We start from the raw sequence: 17,110 nt of genomic DNA, 5'->3' as shown, positions 1-17,110 counted from the left end.
GCCCATGGCCGAGTCGATCCGGGCGATGAAGGTGTCGGACACGGCGTGCTCGAGCACCTCGGCCTCGTCGTGGACCTCGTCCACGCCGTAGCCGAGTTCGCGCAGCAGGTAGGTCTCGATGAGGCGGTGCCGGCGGACCATCTGCAGCGCCAGACGGTGCCCGTCGTCGCTGAGGGTGATGTCACCGTAGGGGGCATGGACCACGAGGCCTTCGGCGACGAGCCGCTTCACCGCCTCGGAGGCGGTGGAGCGGCGCTGCCCCAGCTCATCGGCGAGGACGGAGAGGGACGCGCCGCTGCGGTCCCACTCCTGGAGATCGTAGATCTTCTTGAGGTAGTCCTGCGACCGGTCCGGCAGATCGGTGACATGCATGGCGGAGAGTCTACCGCACCCCCGTGCGTACTCCGGTGCACTGTACTGAACTGGCACGTTGCCCAACACTCCTCTTGAAGTATAGAGTTCGCTGAATTGAACTTAATCCATCGACATTGGAGAACTCCTGTGATCCGGTACCTCCGTATAACCACCGCGGCCGCCACCGCCGCCCTGACGGCGGGAAGCCTCCTCGCCTGCTCCCCCGGCAGCTCACCCGGCAGCTCGCCCGGGGACTCGCCTGAGGTCCTCGCGACCTTCACCGTCCTCGCCGACATGGCGCAGCAGGTCGCCGGCGACGTCCTCGAGGTCTCCTCCCTCACCCGCCCCGGCGCGGAGATCCACGGGTACGACCCCACCCCCGGTGACATCCGCACCGCCGCGGGCGCCGAGGTGATCCTGAGCAACGGGTTCGGCCTGGAGAACTGGCTGGACAAGCTCACCGCCGACTCCGACGCCACCCGCGTCACCGTGACCGCCGGCATCGACCCCGTCCCCATCGAGGGCTCCGGGGAGCCGAACCCCCACGCCTGGATGAGTCCCGCCCTGGCGGCGGTGTACGTGGACAACATCACCGACGCCCTCAGCGACCACCGTCCCGCCGACGCCGGGACCTTCCGGGACAACGCCGAGGCCTACAAGGAGCAGCTGGAGGACGTCCGGCGCGACCTCACCGACGGGCTGGCCCACCTGCCGGAGAACCAGCGGGCCCTGCAGACCTGCGAGGGCGCGTTCAGCTACCTCACCCGCGACGCCGGCATGGCCGAGAGCTACATCTGGCCGGTGAACTCCGACGCCGAGATCACCCCCGACCAGATACGCTCCGCCGCGGCATTCGTCGAGGACAACGACGTCCCCGCCGTCTTCTGCGAGTCCACCGTGGACCCCGGACCCAAGGAGCAGCTCATCCGAGACACCGGTGCACGCGACGGCGGCACCCTCTACGTCGACTCACTCACCGAGGACGGCGGGGCGGCCCCGACCTACCTCGACCTGATCCGCCACGACGTCGACACCGTCGTCGCCGGGTTGCGGGGTGACCGCCGGTGACGATCACCCTTCAGGACGTCACCGTCAGCTACGGGACGATCCGGGCCCTCGAGGACGTCTCGCTGCACCTGGACGCCGGCGCCGTCCACGGCCTGATCGGCATGAACGGTTCCGGGAAGTCCACCCTGTTCAACACCCTCACCGGCGGTGTCCGCCCCGACAGCGGCAGCGTCTCGGTCGCCGGCAGCACCGCCTACGTCCCCCAGTCCGAGAAAGTCGACTGGACCTTCCCCGTCAGCGTCCGCGACGTGGTCACCATGGGCCGCTACGGGCACATGGGACTGCTCAGACGCCCGCGGGACGCCGACCGGCGCGCCGTGGACGAGGCCCTCGCCCGCACCGACCTCACCGCCCTGGCCGACCGCCAGATCGGGCAGCTCTCCGGAGGGCAGCGGAAACGGACCTTCGTCGCCCGCGGCCTGGCCCAGGACGCCACCGTCATCCTCCTCGACGAACCCTTCGCCGGGGTGGACACCGTCAGCCAGTCCACCGTCAGCTCCCTGCTGCGGTCCCTGGCGGACGACGGACGCTGTGTGCTGATCTCCACCCACGACCTCGGCTCGGTGCCGGAACTGTGCGACACCGTCACCATGCTCCAGCGCCGGGTCGTCGCCCACGGCACCCCGTCCGGGGTACTCACCACCGACAACCTGCTGGCCACGTTCAGCACACCCGCACCGGAGGCATGATGAGCGGCATCCCCGAGTTCCTGTGGTTCCTCGAACCCCTCGACTACGGCTTCGTCCAACGGGCCCTGCTGGTGGCCACGGTCACCGCGGTCATCGCCGGGCTGCTGTCCTGCTGGCTCGTGCTGATCGGCTGGTCACTGATGGGCGACGCCGTCTCCCACGCCGTCCTGCCGGGTGTGGTGGTCTCCTACATCCTCGGCTGGCCCTTCGCGGTCGGCGCACTCGTCGCCGCCCTGCTCGCCGTCGGCATGGTCGGCGCCGTGGGGCAACGCACCACACTGAAGGGCGACACCGCCATCGGGGTGATCTTCACCGCCCTGTTCGCCCTCGGCCTGGTCCTGGTGTCCGTGACCCCGGCGGGGACGAACCTGCAGGAGATCCTCTTCGGCAACCTGCTGGGCATCTCCCGCGACTCGATGGTCCAGGTCCTGCTGTTCGGTACCGTCGCGCTCCTGACCATGCTGCTGATGCGCCGCACCATCACCGCGTGGGCCTTCGACCCCGACCACGCCCGCATCGCCGGGATGCACACCGGCTCGGTCCGGTGGACGGTGATGGTCTGCCTGGCGCTGGTCGTCGTCGCCTCGATGCAGGCGGTGGGGGTGATCCTCGTCGTCGCACTGCTGATCACCCCCGGCGCGACGGCCTACCTGCTCACCCGTCAGATCGGACGGATGATGCTCATCGCCCCCGCCGTGGCGTGGGGCAGCTCGGTGGCCGGGATCTGGCTGAGCTTCTACCGGGACATCTCCGCCGGCGGCTCCATCGTGCTGGTCCAGGCCGGCGTCTTCCTGACGGCCTACCTGTTCGCACCCCGGGAGGGCCTGGTCACCACCGCGGTGCGGCGCCGCCGGGCTACTTCCCCCAGCTCCCGTCGCTAGCGCCGTCCGGGCCGTCCGGGCCGTCCGGGCCGTCCGCAGCGTCCGGGCGGTCTCCACCGAAGCGGTGCTCCAGCTCCCGCCGGAACGCCTCCACCGCGGTGATCAGACGGTGGTCGGAGTCCCCGACGTCGTCGCGCTCCAGCCCGATCATCGGGAAGCGGATGTCGGTGGGGATCTCCGCGTCCGACAGGCCGTGGCGGCGGGCGAGGATGATGACCTCCTCCGCCGCGGCGAGCGCCGACGGTGCCGCAGGCGAGGCAGGTGCGGCCGGTCCACGGCCGTCCACCGCGGCGAACGTCGTCGCATGCGGCTCCTCGCGGGGCGGCACGGTGCCGTCGGCAGCGTCAGCGGCATCGGAAGACTCGGCGGACTCCTTGTAGGGCGGTTTGCCCTCCTTCGCCCGGCCCTCGGCCCAGAGACGGTCCTGCTCCACTCGCGACACCGGCCGTTCCACCTCCTCGAAGAGGTAGGGGGCACGCGAACGCATCTTCGCCACGAACGCCCCGGCGACGTGGCCGATGTCGAAGGCGCCGCGACGGTTGGCAATCTCGGCGTGGAAGAGGACCTGCAGCAGGATGTCCGACAACTCGGTGCACAGCTCCTGCTGGTCGATCGCGGACTCGTCCCCGCCGGGCTCCACCTGGTCGATGACCCGGGCCAGCTCCTCGGTCTCCTCACGCAGGTACGCCAACAGCGAGTGGTGGGTCTGGGACTGCTCCCACTCCCCCTGACGCATCGCACGGGTCATCAACGCCACGGCGTCCTCGATCTCGTCCATCACCGAGGACGGCACCTCGGTGCGGGAGGTCCGGCGAAGTCCGGCGACGGCGGCGGTGTGATCGTCCGTGCCGACGATCTCCCCGTCCACCACACCGCCTCCGGAGTAGTCCACCTGGGCGGTCTCCTGCACCGGTGTCTGGGCGGGAGCAGAGGACGGCGCTGCCTCGATCTCCCGGTCCCCGGCCATCTCCATGAGCAGGCTCGGGGCCTTCACCAGTCCGTCGCCCCTCTCGAGGCGCTCGATCACGGCCTCGTTGGCGAGGTCGGTGGTCACGATCACCTCGGTGTCGTCGACCGTGTGCCCTCCGAGGTCGGCGATGACCCAGCGGATCCGAACCGGCACCTCCTCGGTGTAGCAGACGTCGTCACCGAGCAACGGTACCGCCTCCACGGGCAGCATCGCGGGGAATCTGGGGTCCAGCAGCACGACTGACATGGAGGTAAGTGTACCGGGTGACGCCGCGGACTCAGCGGGTAACCGGCTCCGTGTGTCCCGCCGCGGCCGTGACGTCGCGTCGCGGGACGCCCGCCAGGTCCGTGAGCACGTTGGCGCACCACTGCACGAGGTCGAGGTCACGCAGGGCGACGGCCCGCATCCCGGACCCCTCCTTCGGCACCGGGACGAGGACCGTCTTCGGGGTGGCGCGGTACGTCGCCGCGGGGAAGAGCCGCTTGAGACGCACCTGACCGGAGTCCGCCAACGTGATGGGCGAGAAGCTGATCTTCGACCCGGTCTGGATCACCTCGGTGACGTCCAGGTCGCGGCACACCATCCTCAGGCGGGCCACGACCACCAGCCGCTGGACCTCCTCGGGGATGTCGCCGTAGCGGTCGCGCAGTTCCTCGAGGACCTGTCGCAGCGCCTCGTCGTCGGTGGCCTCGGCGAACTTGCGGTAGGCCTCCAGCCGCAGCCGTTCACTGGCGATGTAGGTCACCGGGATGTGGGCGTCGACCGGCAGGTCGATCCGGATCTCCCGGCGCTCCGCGGTGTCCGACCCGTCCACCGTCTCCCCGTCCGCCATCGCACGGAAGGCCTCCACGGCCTCCCCGACGAGCCGGACGTAGAGGTCGAAGCCCACCCCGGCGATGTGCCCGGACTGCTCCGCCCCGAGGACGTTGCCCGCCCCGCGCATCTCCAGGTCCTTCATGGCCACCGCCATACCCGCACCCAGGTCGTTGTTCTGGGCGATGGTGGTCAACCGGTCGTAGGACGTCTCGGTGAGCGTCTCCCCCTTCGGGTAGAGGAAGTAGGCGTAGGCGCGCTCGCGGGAACGCCCCACCCGGCCACGCAGCTGGTGGAGCTGCGACAGGCCCATGTGGTGGGCGTTCTCCACGATGAGGGTGTTGGCGTTGGCGATGTCCAGGCCGGTCTCCACGATGGTGGTGCACACCAGCACGTCGAACTCCCGGTCCCAGAAGCCCTGCACCGTGGTCTCCAGCTGCTCCTCGCTCATCTGGCCGTGGGCGACCACCACCCGGGCCTCGGGCACCAGCTGCCGGATGCGCGAGGCGGTGTCCTCGATGCTCCGGACCTTGTTGTGGACGTAGAAGACCTGGCCGTCGCGCAGCAGTTCGCGCCGGATCGCCGCGGCCACGTGCTTCTCGTCCTGCGAGCCGACGTACGTCAGCACCGGGTGCCGGTCCTGCGGCGGGGTGAGGATCGTCGACATCTCACGGATGCCGGCCATCGACATCTCCAGGGTGCGCGGGATGGGGGTGGCGGACATGGTCAGCACGTCCACGTGGGTGCGCAGGGACTTGATGTGCTCCTTGTGCTCCACGCCGAAACGCTGTTCCTCGTCGACGATGATCAGCCCCAGGTTCTTCCACTGGATTCCGGTGCCCAGCAGCCGGTGCGTGCCGATGACGATGTCGACCGTGCCGTCGGCCATGCCGGCGAAGATCTCCGCGGACTCCTTCGGCGAGGTGAACCGCGAGAGTTCCCGGACCTGCGTGGGGAAGTCCTGCATCCGGTCGACGAAGGTGCGGTAGTGCTGCTGCGCCAGCAGCGTGGTGGGTACCAGAACGGCGACCTGTTTCCCGGACTGCACCGCCTTGAACGCCGCACGCACGGCCACCTCGGTCTTGCCGTAGCCGACGTCGCCGACGATCACCCGGTCCATCGGCACGGGCTTCTCCATGTCCGCCTTCACCGCCTCGATGGCGTTGAACTGGTCCTCGGTCTCGGTGAAGGGGAAGGCCTCCTCCATCTGCCGCTGCCAGGGCGAGTCGGGGTCGAAGGCGTAGCCGGGTGCGGCCTGCCGCGCCGCGTAGAGCTGCACCAGCTCACCGGCGATCTCACGGACCGCCCCGCGGGCCTTCTTCTTGGTGTTCTTCCAGTCCGACCCTCCCATCTTCGACAGGGAGGGCTTCTCCCCGCCGACGTACCGGGACAGCAGGTCCAGCTGGTCCATCGGGACGTAGAGCTGGTCGCCCGGGCCACCCCGCTTCGACGGGGCGTACTCCAGCACCAGGTACTCACGCCGCGACGCGTCCGGCCCCTTGCCGACGGTGCGTTCGGTCATCTTCACGAACTTGCCGATGCCGTGCTGGTCGTGGACCACCAGGTCGCCCGGGGCCAGGGCCAGCGGGTCGACGCGGTTGCGCTTCTTGGCCGGTTTACGGCGCCCGGTCGCGCTGGCCTCCACGCGGTTGCCCGTGACGTCGGCCTCGGTGACGAACAGCAGCTCCCGGGTGTCGAGACCGGCGTGCGCCGGCGCCTGGTAGATGCTGACGGTCCCGGCGGCCGGCACCTCGTCGGCGGTGTGCTTCGACCGGCGCATCCGGCCCTGGCCGGTGATGCCGTCCAGGTCCACCCCGACGGCCTCCGCGGCGATCCCGGCCTCGCGGAAGCGCCGCAGCATGCGTGCCACGATCGTCGGCGACGGTGCCGCGTACGCCACCCGTCCACCGTCCTCCACCCGCCGGCGGACGGTGGACATCAGCTGGCCGATGGCCTCCATGTCACCGTGCGGTGCCGGCGCGGGGTCGAAGTCGAGCAGCAGCGGTTCAGCGGCGTCGGAGCCGGCGTCCCCGGTGTCCCCGGTGTCCCCGGTGTCCCCGGTGTCCCCGGTGTCCCAGTCCGCCACACCGGTCGGTGACAGTGTCCACCACGGCATGCCGAGGGCGTCCTGCGTCGCACGAAGGGACGCCAGGTCACGGTAGCCGGCGCGGTCCACGTCGTGGCCCCCCGTAGCCGTGCCACCGTCTGCACTGTTGGCGGCGATGGCGCTGACATCCACCGGGGCGGCACCACCCATCGCCGCGACCTCCCATCCGGCGGCGAGGAACTCCCGGCCGGTGGCGATGAGGTCCTCGGCCCGGCGCTGCACCGCGGCCGGGGCGAGCACCACGGTGTGGGCACCCTGCGGCATCAGTTCCGGCAGGGTCTGCATCGGCCCGTCGTACAGCAGGGGGATCAACGACTCCATCCCCTGCACCGGGGTGTGCTGGCTGATCTTGTCGAAGGCCTCTGCCAGTTCCGGGTTCCCGGCGTTCTCCCTCGCCAGGGTCCCGGCCCGTCGGGCGACGTCGTCGGTGATGAGGAGCTCACGGACCGGGTGGACCTCCACAGCCGTCGTCACCGCCTCCGGGATGGTGCGCTGGTCACCGACGGAGAACGCCCGGACCTCGCTGACCTCGTCGCCCCAGAACTCGACACGTACCGGCATCTCCGCGGTCGCCGGGAAGATGTCGAGGATGCCGCCTCGGGTGGCGAACTCGCCGCGGCGCCCCACCACGTCGGAGTGGGTGTAGCCGAACTCCACGAGCCGCTCCTGCACCCCGGCGAAGTCGAGCTCCTCCCCTTCCCGCAGCCGCACCGGTTCCACGTCTCCCAGACCGGCCATCACCGGCTGGACCACCGACCGGGTGGGGGCGACAAGCACCTTCACCTGCCCGTGGGCGAGCCGGTACAGCGCGTGCCGACGCTGCGACACCGTCTCCACGCCCGGGGACAGCCGCTCGTGCGGCAGGGTCTCCCAGGACGGCACCATGGCCACGGTGTCCCCCAGCATCGCGGTGAGCTGGGCGGTGAGGTCCTCCGCCTGACGTCCCGTCGCCGTCACCAGCAGGACGGGCGCCTTCTGCGCCAGGGCGCCGACGGCGAAGGGCCACGCCGCCTCCGGTCCCTGCAGGTGCAGACGCCGGTCACCGACGTGGGTGACCATGCCCCTGAGCTTCGGATCGGAGGCGACGGAACGCAGCACCCCGGACAGCGGAGGTGTCGGGGTTGTGTGGGTGGCACTCATGGGCAACCATCGTAGTCTGACGGACATCGGGTAGAGTGACCGGTTGACCGGGGCGCAGCGACCCGGGTCTTCCCCCATGGTGTAATCGGCAACACTGCGGTTTTTGGTACCGTCATTCCAGGTTCGAGTCCTGGTGGGGGAGCTTCAGTCGACGGGGGCGTCCGGGGAGTTTTCCCCGAAGAGCATGTCTCCTGAGTGTCACGCCTCGCATAATCATGCATGAAAACGTTCATGTGCGACTGACACCGAGGTAAGAATGCGCTCTCCCCTCCGATCCTGTCCCAGAGGCCCCCTCGCCGCCGTGCTGGCCGGTTCCCTGCTGTTCACGGCGGCCGCCTGCGACAGCGGCGAACGTTCCGCCGGCGGTTCCTCGCCTGAGCAGCAGGACAGTTCCCCTGCCCCTGACTTCACACTCAGCTACGACATCCCCGAACGCTGGGACCCGGACTCGGTCGCGATGGTCCTGGAGTCATCGATGATCGGCGGCGGGGTGGACGCCAGCGGAGCTGTCGTCGCAGACGCGCTGTACGTCGGCGAAGGTCTCAACCAGGTCAAGAGGTCCACAGCGGACGGCACGGAACTTCTGGACGTCGAACCGCTGAAGCAGAATGCCGCCCAGCAGGACTACAGGATCGACACCTTCACCCGCCAGGGCACGGACTACGTCGCACTGTGGCGCAAAGGCGTCCCGGAGTCGAACGACTCCCGCCGACTCGGCGACGAGACGTCGTCCGACGCCCGGGTATTCCTCAGCGTGTGGGACGCTGACGGGTCACCGGTGTTCGACGGCCCGCTCGAGGGTGTCGACGAGATCGCGAGGATCCACGCCGGCCTGGTCGAGTACCGGGGCGACACGCTGGACCCGTTGACCGGGGAACCCGTCGACGACGGTGATCAGGGTGACGACGACGGAGACTCCCCCACTGTTGTCGGGTACGGTTCCGACGCTTCGGAACCCCTGACGAAGACCCTGGTGCCGACCTCGGACGAGATCGGTTCAATGATCGGGCTGAAGGACTCCCGGTACGGGACCGACACGTGGACCCAGGACGACCTGCCGGGCTCCGGAAGCTCCGGACGTGCTGAGTTCGACACGCTCATCGGGGACTACGCCGTCTTCTCGGTCACGGGCGGAAAGCCGGCGAACGAGTCCACCGGCAGCGGTTCGACACGCGAGACGGTGGCCGTCGACATCTCCGACGGCACCGTCGTCGCCCGCACAGAGGATGACTGCTCCGCAGGCTTCGTCTCCGATGACGACAAGCGGCTCGCGGTCTCCCCTGACGGCCGTGTCGTCACCTACGCCCAGTACCTCATCGACGCAGGGAACGGCATCCTGTCGTGCCAGCAGTCCCGTCGCGGCAACTTCGAACCCCGCATCGTCCTGGACGACGGCACCGTCTACGGCTACGGCGAGCGAGGCAGCGGCGACGACGCCACCCAGGTGGCCGCCTCGATGAAGATCGGTGACGAGGAGGCGCTGATGGAACAGGGCACTCTGCCGATCCACGTCGACGATCAGGGACGTGGCTGGTTCGCGGACTCCGTCAACCACAGCAGAGGCACCGACACGGTCGTAGCGGTCGTGGAACCCGCTGAGGGCGGTTCCCGGTCCTGAGCGTCGACGGCGTTAGACTGTCGGTCATTCGTGTGATCCACCTCCGCAGTCGACCGCCAAGTGAAGGACACCGCCCATCGTGACTGAACAGAAGAAGCCGGTCGCCGTCGTCGTACTCGCCGCCGGTGCCGGGACCCGCATGAAATCCGCCACGCAGAAGACCCTGCACTCGATCGGCGGGCGGACCCTGCTGGCGCACAGTCTGCACGCCGCCGACACCGTCTCCCCCGAGCGAATCGTCGCCGTCGTGGGGCACGGCCGGGACCAGGTCGGCCCCGCCGCAGAGAGGATCGCCGAGGAGCTCACCGCACCGGTCGACCTGGCCGTCCAGGAGGAGCAGCTCGGCACCGGCCACGCCGTGCAGTGCGCCATGCCGGCCCTCGAGGGCTTCGAGGGCACCGTCATCGTGACCAACGCGGACGTCCCGCTGCTCACCGGAGACACCCTCGGCCACCTGCACGCCGCACACACCGAGGTCCCGACCGCGGTGACCGTGCTGACCACCTCCCTGGCGGACCCCTACGGTTACGGACGCATCATCCGTAACGAAGAGAACGAGGTCACCGCCATCGTCGAGGAGAAGGACGCCACCGAGGCGGAACGCCTCGTCACCGAGATCAACTCCGGTGTCTTCGCCTTCGACGCCGCGATCCTGCGCGACGCCCTGACCCGGCTGCGCACCGACAACTCCCAGGGCGAGCTCTACCTCACCGACGTGCTCGGGATCGCCCGGCACGACGGCCACCCGGTGCGCGCCCACCGTTCCGACGACTACCGCGAGCTGGCCGGGGTCAACGACCGGGTCCAGCTCGCCGCCGCCGGCAAGGAGCTGAACCGCCGCACGGTCGAGGCCGCGATGCGCGGCGGCGCCACCGTCGTCGACCCCGCCACCACGTGGATCGACGTGGAGGTCAGCATCGGCGCGGACGTGACCGTCCTGCCCGGCACCCAGCTCAAGGGTCGCACCACCATCGCCGAGGGCGCCACGGTGGGACCCGACTCCACGCTGCAGGACGTGACGGTCGGCGAGCGCGCGTCCGTCATCCGCACCCACGCCGTGGAGGCGGTCATCGGGGCGGACGCCGAGGTCGGCCCGTTCACCTACCTGCGTCCCGGCACCGTCCTGGGCGAGCAGGGCAAGCTCGGCGGGTTCGTCGAGGCCAAGAACGCGACCATCGGACGCGGGTCGAAGGTGCCGCACCTGACCTACGTCGGCGACGCCACCATCGGCGAGTACTCCAACATCGGCGCGTCCAGCGTCTTCGTCAACTACGACGGGGTCGACAAGCACCACACCACCGTGGGGTCGCACGTGCGCACCGGCTCCGACACGATGTTCATCGCCCCGGTCACCGTCGGCGACGGCGCCTACTCGGGTGCGGGGACCGTGATCAAGGACGACGTCCCGGCGGGCGCACTGGCCGTCTCCGGCGGCCAGCAGCGCAACATCGAGGGCTGGGTGCAGCGCAGACGCCCCGGCAGCGCCGCGGCACGGGCGGCCGAGGCCGCCCAGCGCGACGGCGGTTCCTGAGCCTCCGGATTGGTCCGGACGAACCCCCCGTCTTACACTCACAGCAGCGATAAGCTCACCAACGTCCCCTGAACCCCACACCTCCCCTCTGTCGGAAAGGTCGTAGAATCCGTGTCACACTGGATCGACAACCAGAAGAACCTGATGCTCTTCTCCGGTCGTGCCCACCCTGAGCTCGGCGAGGCCGTCGCCCGCGAGCTCGGCATCGAGCTGACCCCCACCACCGCGCACGACTTCGCCAACGGCGAGATCTTCGTCCGGTTCGAGGAGTCGGTCCGCGGCTCGGACGCCTTCGTCCTGCAGTCCCACCCGCAGCCGCTGAACAAGTGGGTGATGGAACAGCTGATCATGATCGACGCCCTCAAGCGCGGATCCGCCAAGCGCATCACCGCCGTCCTGCCGTTCTACCCCTACGCCCGCCAGGACAAGAAGCACCGCGGCCGCGAGCCGATCTCCGCCCGTCTGATCGCCGACCTGCTCAAGACCGCCGGCGCCGACCGCATCGTCTCGGTGGACCTGCACACCGACCAGATCCAGGGCTACTTCGACGGCCCGGTCGACCACATGCACGCCATGCCGATCCTCACCGACTACATCATCGACAAGTACGGCAAGGACAACCTCTGCGTGGTCTCCCCCGACGCCGGTCGCGTGAAGGTCGCCGAGAAGTGGTCGAACGTGCTCGGCGGTGCCCCGCTGGCCTTCGTCCACAAGACCCGTGACATCGACGTGGCCAACAGCGTGACCGCCAACCGTGTCGTCGGCGACGTCGAGGGCATGACCTGCATCCTGCTGGACGACATGATCGACACCGGCGGAACCATCGCCGGCGCCGTGAAGGTGCTGCGTGAGGCCGGTGCCGGTGACGTCATCATCGCCACCACCCACGGGGTGTTCTCCGGCCCGGCCCGCGAGCGCCTCGACAACTGCGGCGCCCGCGAGGTCATCACCACCGACACGCTCCCGCAGAGCACGGAGGGCTGGGACAACCTCACCGTCCTGCCGATCGCCCCGCTGGTGGCGAAGACCATCCACGAGATCTTCGAGAACGGTTCGGTCACCACACTCTTCGAGTGATACACTCTTGACCGTCTCGGCGAGGGCCGGTTAACTCCGGCCGTTATCGGCGCGCATACGTTCCAGGGTGTTCGTCACCACGGAACGGTCACCGCACCATCAGCCGCAGCAGAGTCTGCGGCTTTTTTCGTGAGACCGATCAGTTCCGACATCTAGGAGATCACCATGGCAACGAACATCACCCGCATCAGCGCACTGCCGCGTAACGAGTTCGGCAAGGGCGCTGCACGCCGCCTGCGCCGCGACTGGCGCATCCCGGCCGTCCTCTACGGAACCTTCCACGAGCCCATCCACGTGAGCTTCGACCTGCTCGAGTTCCAGGGCATCGTCCGCAACATCGGCGTCAACGCCATCCTCGAGGTGGAGGTCGACGGCCAGGACAACCTCTGCATGATCAAGTCCGTCGACCAGAACGTCCTGACCCTGGACATCGACCACGCCGACCTGCTCTCCGTCAAGCGCGGCGAGACCGTCCAGGTCGACGTCCCGGTCGTCGCCGAGGGCGAGGCCGCCCCGGGCACCCAGGTCGTCCAGGACGCCGACGTCGTCACCATCGAGTCCGACGTCCTGTCCATCCCCGAGGAGATCACCTTCTCCATCGAGGGCAAGGTCGTCGGCGACCAGATCACCGCCGGCGACTTGGCGATGCCGGCCAACACCTCCCTGGTGTCCGACGCCGACACGCTGATCGTCAACATCATCGAGCCCGAGGTCGCCCCGGAGCCCGAGGAGACCGACGAGGCTGCCGCCGAGGGTGAGGCCGAGGCCTCCTCCGAGGAGTCCGCGGAGTAGTTCCGACCCCCGCACCCGGGTATGGGAGACTGGATCAGTGAACAGCACTGACCGGTCTCCCTTTCTCGTTGTCGGCCTCGGTAACCCCGGGGCGCAGTACGAGGGCACCCGCCACAACGTCGGCGCCATGGTCCTCGACGAACTCACCGGCCACTGCGGCGGCCCCGCCGGCCCCCCGTCCTTCACCACGAACCGGAAGCTCAACGCCCGGGTCGCGGAGACCAGGATCGGGGACCGCCGCGTGATCCTCGCCGTCCCCCGCAGCTTCATGAACCTGTCCGGCGGCCCGGTGAAGGCACTGGCCTCCTACTACCGGGTGCCCGCTGACTCGGTGGTCGTCGTCCACGACGAGCTGGACCTCGACCCCGGGGTGGTGAAACTGAAGACCGGCGGTGGCCTGAACTCGCACAACGGGCTCCGCGACATCGCCAAGTCGCTGGGGACCCGCGACTTCCGCCGCGTGCAGGTCGGCATCGGACGTCCCCCCGGGCGCATGGCGCCGGCGTCCTACGTCCTCAAGCCCTTCTCGAAGTCCGAGCGCACGGAGCTGCCGATCACCCTCGCCGACGCCGCGGAGCTCATCGTCGACCTGGCGGTAGACTCGGCGTCATGAGCGTGCTCTCCCGACTGACGTCACTGTTCCGCCGGCGTCCCGACTCAACCGCCCCCTCCCCCGCACCGGCGGCGGCACCGGCGGCGGCACCGGCGGCGGCACCCGCACAGTGGCTCGTGATCGGGCTGGGCAACCCCGGCGGGAAGTACGAGGGCACCCGCCACAATGTCGGCTATCTCGTCACCGACCGTCTCGTGGACCGCTCCACCGCCGACGGCCTGCGCGGCGTCCCCGGCACGAAGGCGCAGGTCGCACGTGTGGAGATCGACGGCCACGGCGTGCTGCTCGTGCGCTCGACGACCTACATGAACCTCTCCGGTGAGGCCGTCGCGCCACTGGCCACGAGCTACGGCATCAGCCCCGACCACGTGATCGTCGTCCATGACGAGCTCGACCTGCCCGCCGGACGGGTGAAGGTGAAGCTGGGCGGCAACGAGAACGGGCACAACGGGCTGAAGTCGGTGAGCGCGGAACTCGGCACCCGCGACTACGTCCGCGTACGGGTGGGGATCGGGCGCCCGCCCGCCGGGACAGGGGTGGTCGAGCACGTTCTGACCGCGCTGGACGACGGCACCGACTGGGACGCCACCGCCGACACCGCGGCCGACGCGGTGCACATCACCGTCTCCCGTGGGCTCGCCGCGGCGCAGAACGAGATACACTCCCGGGCGTGAGCTCCCCGAAGAAGAAGTCCGCCCGCCACCCGGCCCCCGTCGCCGGGACGTTCGAGGGCGACTACGGCATCCTCGAGCTCGAGGCCGACCCCCAGCAGCCCGACGGGTGGCTGATCAGCGTGAACGGAGTACCGAGCAGCCATATCGTCCTGGGTGAACCCCGGACGCTCGTCTTCGAGTACATGCAGTGGATCGCCGTCGCACTGCGCGCACACGTCGACGCACACCTGGACCCGTCCCGACTTCGGGTGACCCACCTCGGAGGAGGTGCCTGCACCCTCGCCCGCTACGTGGCCGACGTCTACCCGGAGTCACGCAACACCGTCGTCGAGCTGGACGGGGAGCTGGCCCGCCTGTCCCGCGAGTGGTTCGACATCCCCCGCTCCCCGCGGGTGAAGATCCGGGTGGACGACGCCCGTGACGTCGCCGCCGACTTCACCCCCGCCAGCCGGGACGTGATCATCCGTGACGCCTTCGCCGGCGCGGTGACCCCGGAGAACCTCACCACCGTGGAGTTCTTCCGCGACTGCCGCCGCGGACTCGCGCCCGGCGGGGTGTACCTGGCCAACTGCGGTGACCACGCCGACCTCTCCGGCGCGAAGGCCGAGCTCGCGGGGATGGCGCAGGTGTGGGCGCACCTGGCCGTGATCGCCGATCCGCCCATGCTCAAGGGCCGGAGGTACGGGAACATCATCCTGATCGGCTCGGACGTCCCCCTGCCCGAGACCGAGACGCCCGAACACGCGGCGGTCGCCCGGGACCTGCTCGGCGGTGCCGTGCCCGCCCAGTACAGGGACGAGGCCTGGGTACGTCAGTTCTTCTCCGGCGCGAGACCCCGGCGGGAGAACTGACCCCGGCCGCGCCACAGCCCTCTCCCCACGAGGGACCCGGTGCAGTACCATTCGGCACCATGCCCCTCATCGAGCTGCATGACGTCCGGAAAACCTACCAGTCCTCCTCCGGGGAGGTCCGGGCTCTCGACGGCCTCGACCTCACCGTCGAGGAAGGCACCGTCCGCGGGCTCCTCGGCCCCAACGGCGCCGGCAAGACCACCACCGTCAAGGTCCTGACCACACTCATCCGCCCCACTTCCGGCACCGCCACCGTGGCGGGACTCGACGTGGTGCGGCAGTCAGCGCGCGTCCGGGAGATCATCGGCGCCTCCGGCCAGTACGCCACCATCGACGAGGACCTCTCCGCCCGGGAGAACCTCATGCTCATCGGCCGTCTCTTCCACCTCGGCGACCGGACCGCGAAGAGGAGGGCGGAGGAACTGCTCGAGCTGTTCAACCTCACCGACGCCGCCGACCGGCCCGTCAAGGGCTTCTCCGGCGGCATGCGACGGCGCGCCGACCTGGCGTCCTCCCTGGTGAACAACCCGCGGATCCTCTTCCTCGACGAACCGACCACCGGGCTCGACCCGGCGGCCCGACTCAGCCTGTGGGACGTGATCCGTGAACGCGTCGCCGCCGGCACCACCCTCCTGCTCACCACCCAGTACCTGGAGGAGGCCGACCAACTCGCCGACGAGATCAGCGTGATCGACAACGGCACCGTCATCGCCGAAGGAACCGCCGACGTCCTCAAGACCCAGGTCGGCGGTCAGCGCGTCACCGTCACCCTCGCCGACCCCGCCGACGCCGACACCGTGGTCCGGCTCCTCCAGCCCCTCGCCCTCGGCGACGAGAGCGTCACCCGCCGCGAACGTACCCTCACCCTCGCCGTCGACGACGGTCCCGCCGCCCTCGAACGCGCCCTCCACGACATCCGGGCCAACAGCGTCGAGGTCCACGACATCGGACTGGCCCGCCCCACCCTCGACGACGTCTTCCTCTCCCTCACCGGGGACGACACCGGGAAGGACGCGTCATGAGCACCGTCAGCAACTGGTTCACCGACGTCCGCGCGGTGACACTGCGTAACCTCATCCACTTCCGCCGCACCCCGGACGTGCTGATGTGGGGCATGGTCCAGCCCATCATGTTCGTCCTGCTGTTCAGCCAGGTGTTCGGCGGCGCCATCCAGGTGCCCGGGCAGAACTACACGGACTTCCTCATGGCCGGCATCTTCGTGCAGACCGTGGTCTTCGGCTCCACCTTCTCAGGCATGTTCATGTCCGAGGACAAGAAGAAGGGGCTGATCGACCGGTTCAAGACGCTGCCCATGGCACCGTCCGCGGTACTGGTGGCTCGCACCCTGGCGGACCTGGTCCTCAACACGTTGACGCTGGTGGTGATGGTCCTGTCCGGAGTCGCCGTCGGATGGCGCTTCGAGGACGGCGTCGGCCGCTTCCTCGCGGGACTCGGCCTGCTCCTGCTGTTCTCGTGGGCGTTCTCCTGGGTGATGGTGCTGCTCGGCCAGGTCGTCCGCAGTCCCGAGGTGATGAACTCCGCGACCTTCATGGTCCTGTTCCCCCTGACGTTCCTGTCCAACGCCTTCGTCCCCTCCGAGACGATGCCCACCGCCCTGCGCGTCTTCGCCGAATGGAACCCCGTCTCCGCACTGGTCCAGGCCACCCGCGAACTCTTCGGCAACACCGGCGACGCCCCCGCACCCGACATCTGGACGATGCAGAACCCGGTACCCGCCGTCTTCGCCGCCGCGGTCCTGCTGGTGCTCGTCTTCGCTCCCCTGTCGGTGGCGAGGTTCCGACGGGCGGAGTAGCCGCTCAGGCGGCCGCGGTGTACGGGATCCGGCCGCCGGCGATGAGTTTCTGTGCGACGTTCCTCTTCGCGTGCCCGTGATCCTGCATCAGCACACCTCCTTGATCGCGTGTCTCCACG

Annotated in this window: 15 protein-coding genes and 1 tRNA gene; 13 read left to right on the top strand and 3 right to left on the bottom strand. The window is 69.3% G+C overall.

What is annotated here, in order from left to right:
- Positions 1–372 (bottom strand): metal-dependent transcriptional regulator (locus Q0A34_RS06535; protein WP_291479198.1); only part of this gene is annotated, 372 nt, incomplete at its 3' end.
- Positions 373–501: 129 nt separating this feature from the next.
- Between Q0A34_RS06535 and Q0A34_RS06530 the strand changes: the two genes are divergently transcribed.
- From Q0A34_RS06530 to Q0A34_RS06520, 3 genes are read left to right on the top strand one after another with little or no spacing between them, the layout of a single operon-like run.
- Positions 502–1,422, top strand: coding sequence for a metal ABC transporter substrate-binding protein (locus tag Q0A34_RS06530; protein WP_291479197.1), 921 nt, complete (start codon positions 502–504; stop codon positions 1,420–1,422).
- Complete coding sequence (locus tag Q0A34_RS06525) at positions 1,419–2,111, top strand: metal ABC transporter ATP-binding protein (protein WP_291479196.1); 693 nt, start codon at positions 1,419–1,421, stop codon at positions 2,109–2,111. Before Q0A34_RS06530 ends, Q0A34_RS06525 begins: the two co-directional genes overlap by 4 nt.
- Entirely contained in the window at positions 2,111–2,992 is an 882-nt protein-coding gene (locus Q0A34_RS06520) for a metal ABC transporter permease (RefSeq protein WP_291479195.1), read from the top strand. The genes Q0A34_RS06525 and Q0A34_RS06520 overlap by 1 nt, the downstream gene beginning before the upstream one ends.
- Here the strand turns inward: Q0A34_RS06520 and Q0A34_RS06515 are convergent.
- Together Q0A34_RS06515 and mfd are read right to left on the bottom strand one after the other, a co-directional pair.
- Positions 2,967–4,208, bottom strand: a complete 1,242-nt coding sequence (locus tag Q0A34_RS06515; protein ID WP_291479194.1) for a MazG nucleotide pyrophosphohydrolase domain-containing protein — start codon at positions 4,206–4,208, stop codon at positions 2,967–2,969. The genes Q0A34_RS06520 and Q0A34_RS06515 overlap by 26 nt on opposite strands.
- A gap of 31 nt (positions 4,209–4,239) precedes the next feature.
- A complete protein-coding gene (gene mfd, locus Q0A34_RS06510) occupies positions 4,240–8,022 on the bottom strand; it encodes a transcription-repair coupling factor (protein WP_291479193.1) in 3,783 nt (1,260 codons plus the stop codon).
- 70 nt (positions 8,023–8,092) lie between these two features.
- Between mfd and Q0A34_RS06505 the strand changes: the two genes are divergently transcribed.
- The 10 genes from Q0A34_RS06505 (at position 8,093) to Q0A34_RS06460 (ending at position 16,991) form a co-directional block, all read left to right on the top strand.
- A tRNA-Gln gene (locus Q0A34_RS06505) sits at positions 8,093–8,164 on the top strand.
- A 159-nt stretch (positions 8,165–8,323) separates the two neighbouring features.
- Complete coding sequence (locus tag Q0A34_RS06500) at positions 8,324–9,640, top strand: hypothetical protein (RefSeq protein WP_291479192.1); 1,317 nt, start codon at positions 8,324–8,326, stop codon at positions 9,638–9,640.
- Between the two features lie 139 nt (positions 9,641–9,779).
- Entirely contained in the window at positions 9,780–11,171 is a 1,392-nt protein-coding gene (gene glmU / locus Q0A34_RS06495) for a bifunctional UDP-N-acetylglucosamine diphosphorylase/glucosamine-1-phosphate N-acetyltransferase GlmU (RefSeq protein WP_291479202.1), read from the top strand.
- A gap of 111 nt (positions 11,172–11,282) precedes the next feature.
- The gene (locus tag Q0A34_RS06490; RefSeq protein WP_291479191.1) at positions 11,283–12,248 is read left to right on the top strand and encodes a ribose-phosphate diphosphokinase; all 966 of its coding nucleotides are present in this window, start codon (positions 11,283–11,285) and stop codon (positions 12,246–12,248) included.
- Positions 12,249–12,413: 165 nt separating this feature from the next.
- Complete coding sequence (locus tag Q0A34_RS06485) at positions 12,414–13,040, top strand: 50S ribosomal protein L25/general stress protein Ctc (protein ID WP_291479190.1); 627 nt, start codon at positions 12,414–12,416, stop codon at positions 13,038–13,040.
- Positions 13,041–13,077: 37 nt separating this feature from the next.
- Entirely contained in the window at positions 13,078–13,653 is a 576-nt protein-coding gene (gene pth, locus Q0A34_RS06480; protein ID WP_291479189.1) for an aminoacyl-tRNA hydrolase, read from the top strand.
- The gene (pth, locus tag Q0A34_RS06475) at positions 13,650–14,327 is read left to right on the top strand and encodes an aminoacyl-tRNA hydrolase (protein WP_291479188.1); all 678 of its coding nucleotides are present in this window, start codon (positions 13,650–13,652) and stop codon (positions 14,325–14,327) included. Before pth (Q0A34_RS06480) ends, pth (Q0A34_RS06475) begins: the two co-directional genes overlap by 4 nt.
- Before the next feature lie 68 nt (positions 14,328–14,395).
- Positions 14,396–15,178: a spermidine synthase gene (locus Q0A34_RS06470; RefSeq protein ID WP_291479201.1), complete on the top strand. Its 783-nt coding sequence runs from the start codon at positions 14,396–14,398 to the stop codon at positions 15,176–15,178.
- Between the two features lie 59 nt (positions 15,179–15,237).
- On the top strand, positions 15,238–16,200 hold the full coding sequence (locus Q0A34_RS06465; RefSeq protein ID WP_291479187.1) for an ATP-binding cassette domain-containing protein: 963 nt from the start codon (positions 15,238–15,240) through the stop codon (positions 16,198–16,200).
- Positions 16,197–16,991, top strand: coding sequence for an ABC transporter permease (locus Q0A34_RS06460; protein WP_291479186.1), 795 nt, complete (start codon positions 16,197–16,199; stop codon positions 16,989–16,991). Before Q0A34_RS06465 ends, Q0A34_RS06460 begins: the two co-directional genes overlap by 4 nt.
- Positions 16,992–17,110: the final 119 nt, after the last annotated feature.

The organism is Corynebacterium sp., from assembly GCF_022712195.1.
Lineage (GTDB): Bacteria > Actinomycetota > Actinomycetes > Mycobacteriales > Mycobacteriaceae > Corynebacterium.
The sequence above is the reverse complement of the archived record's forward strand: the minus strand, read 5'-3'. Positions and strand labels throughout refer to the sequence as shown.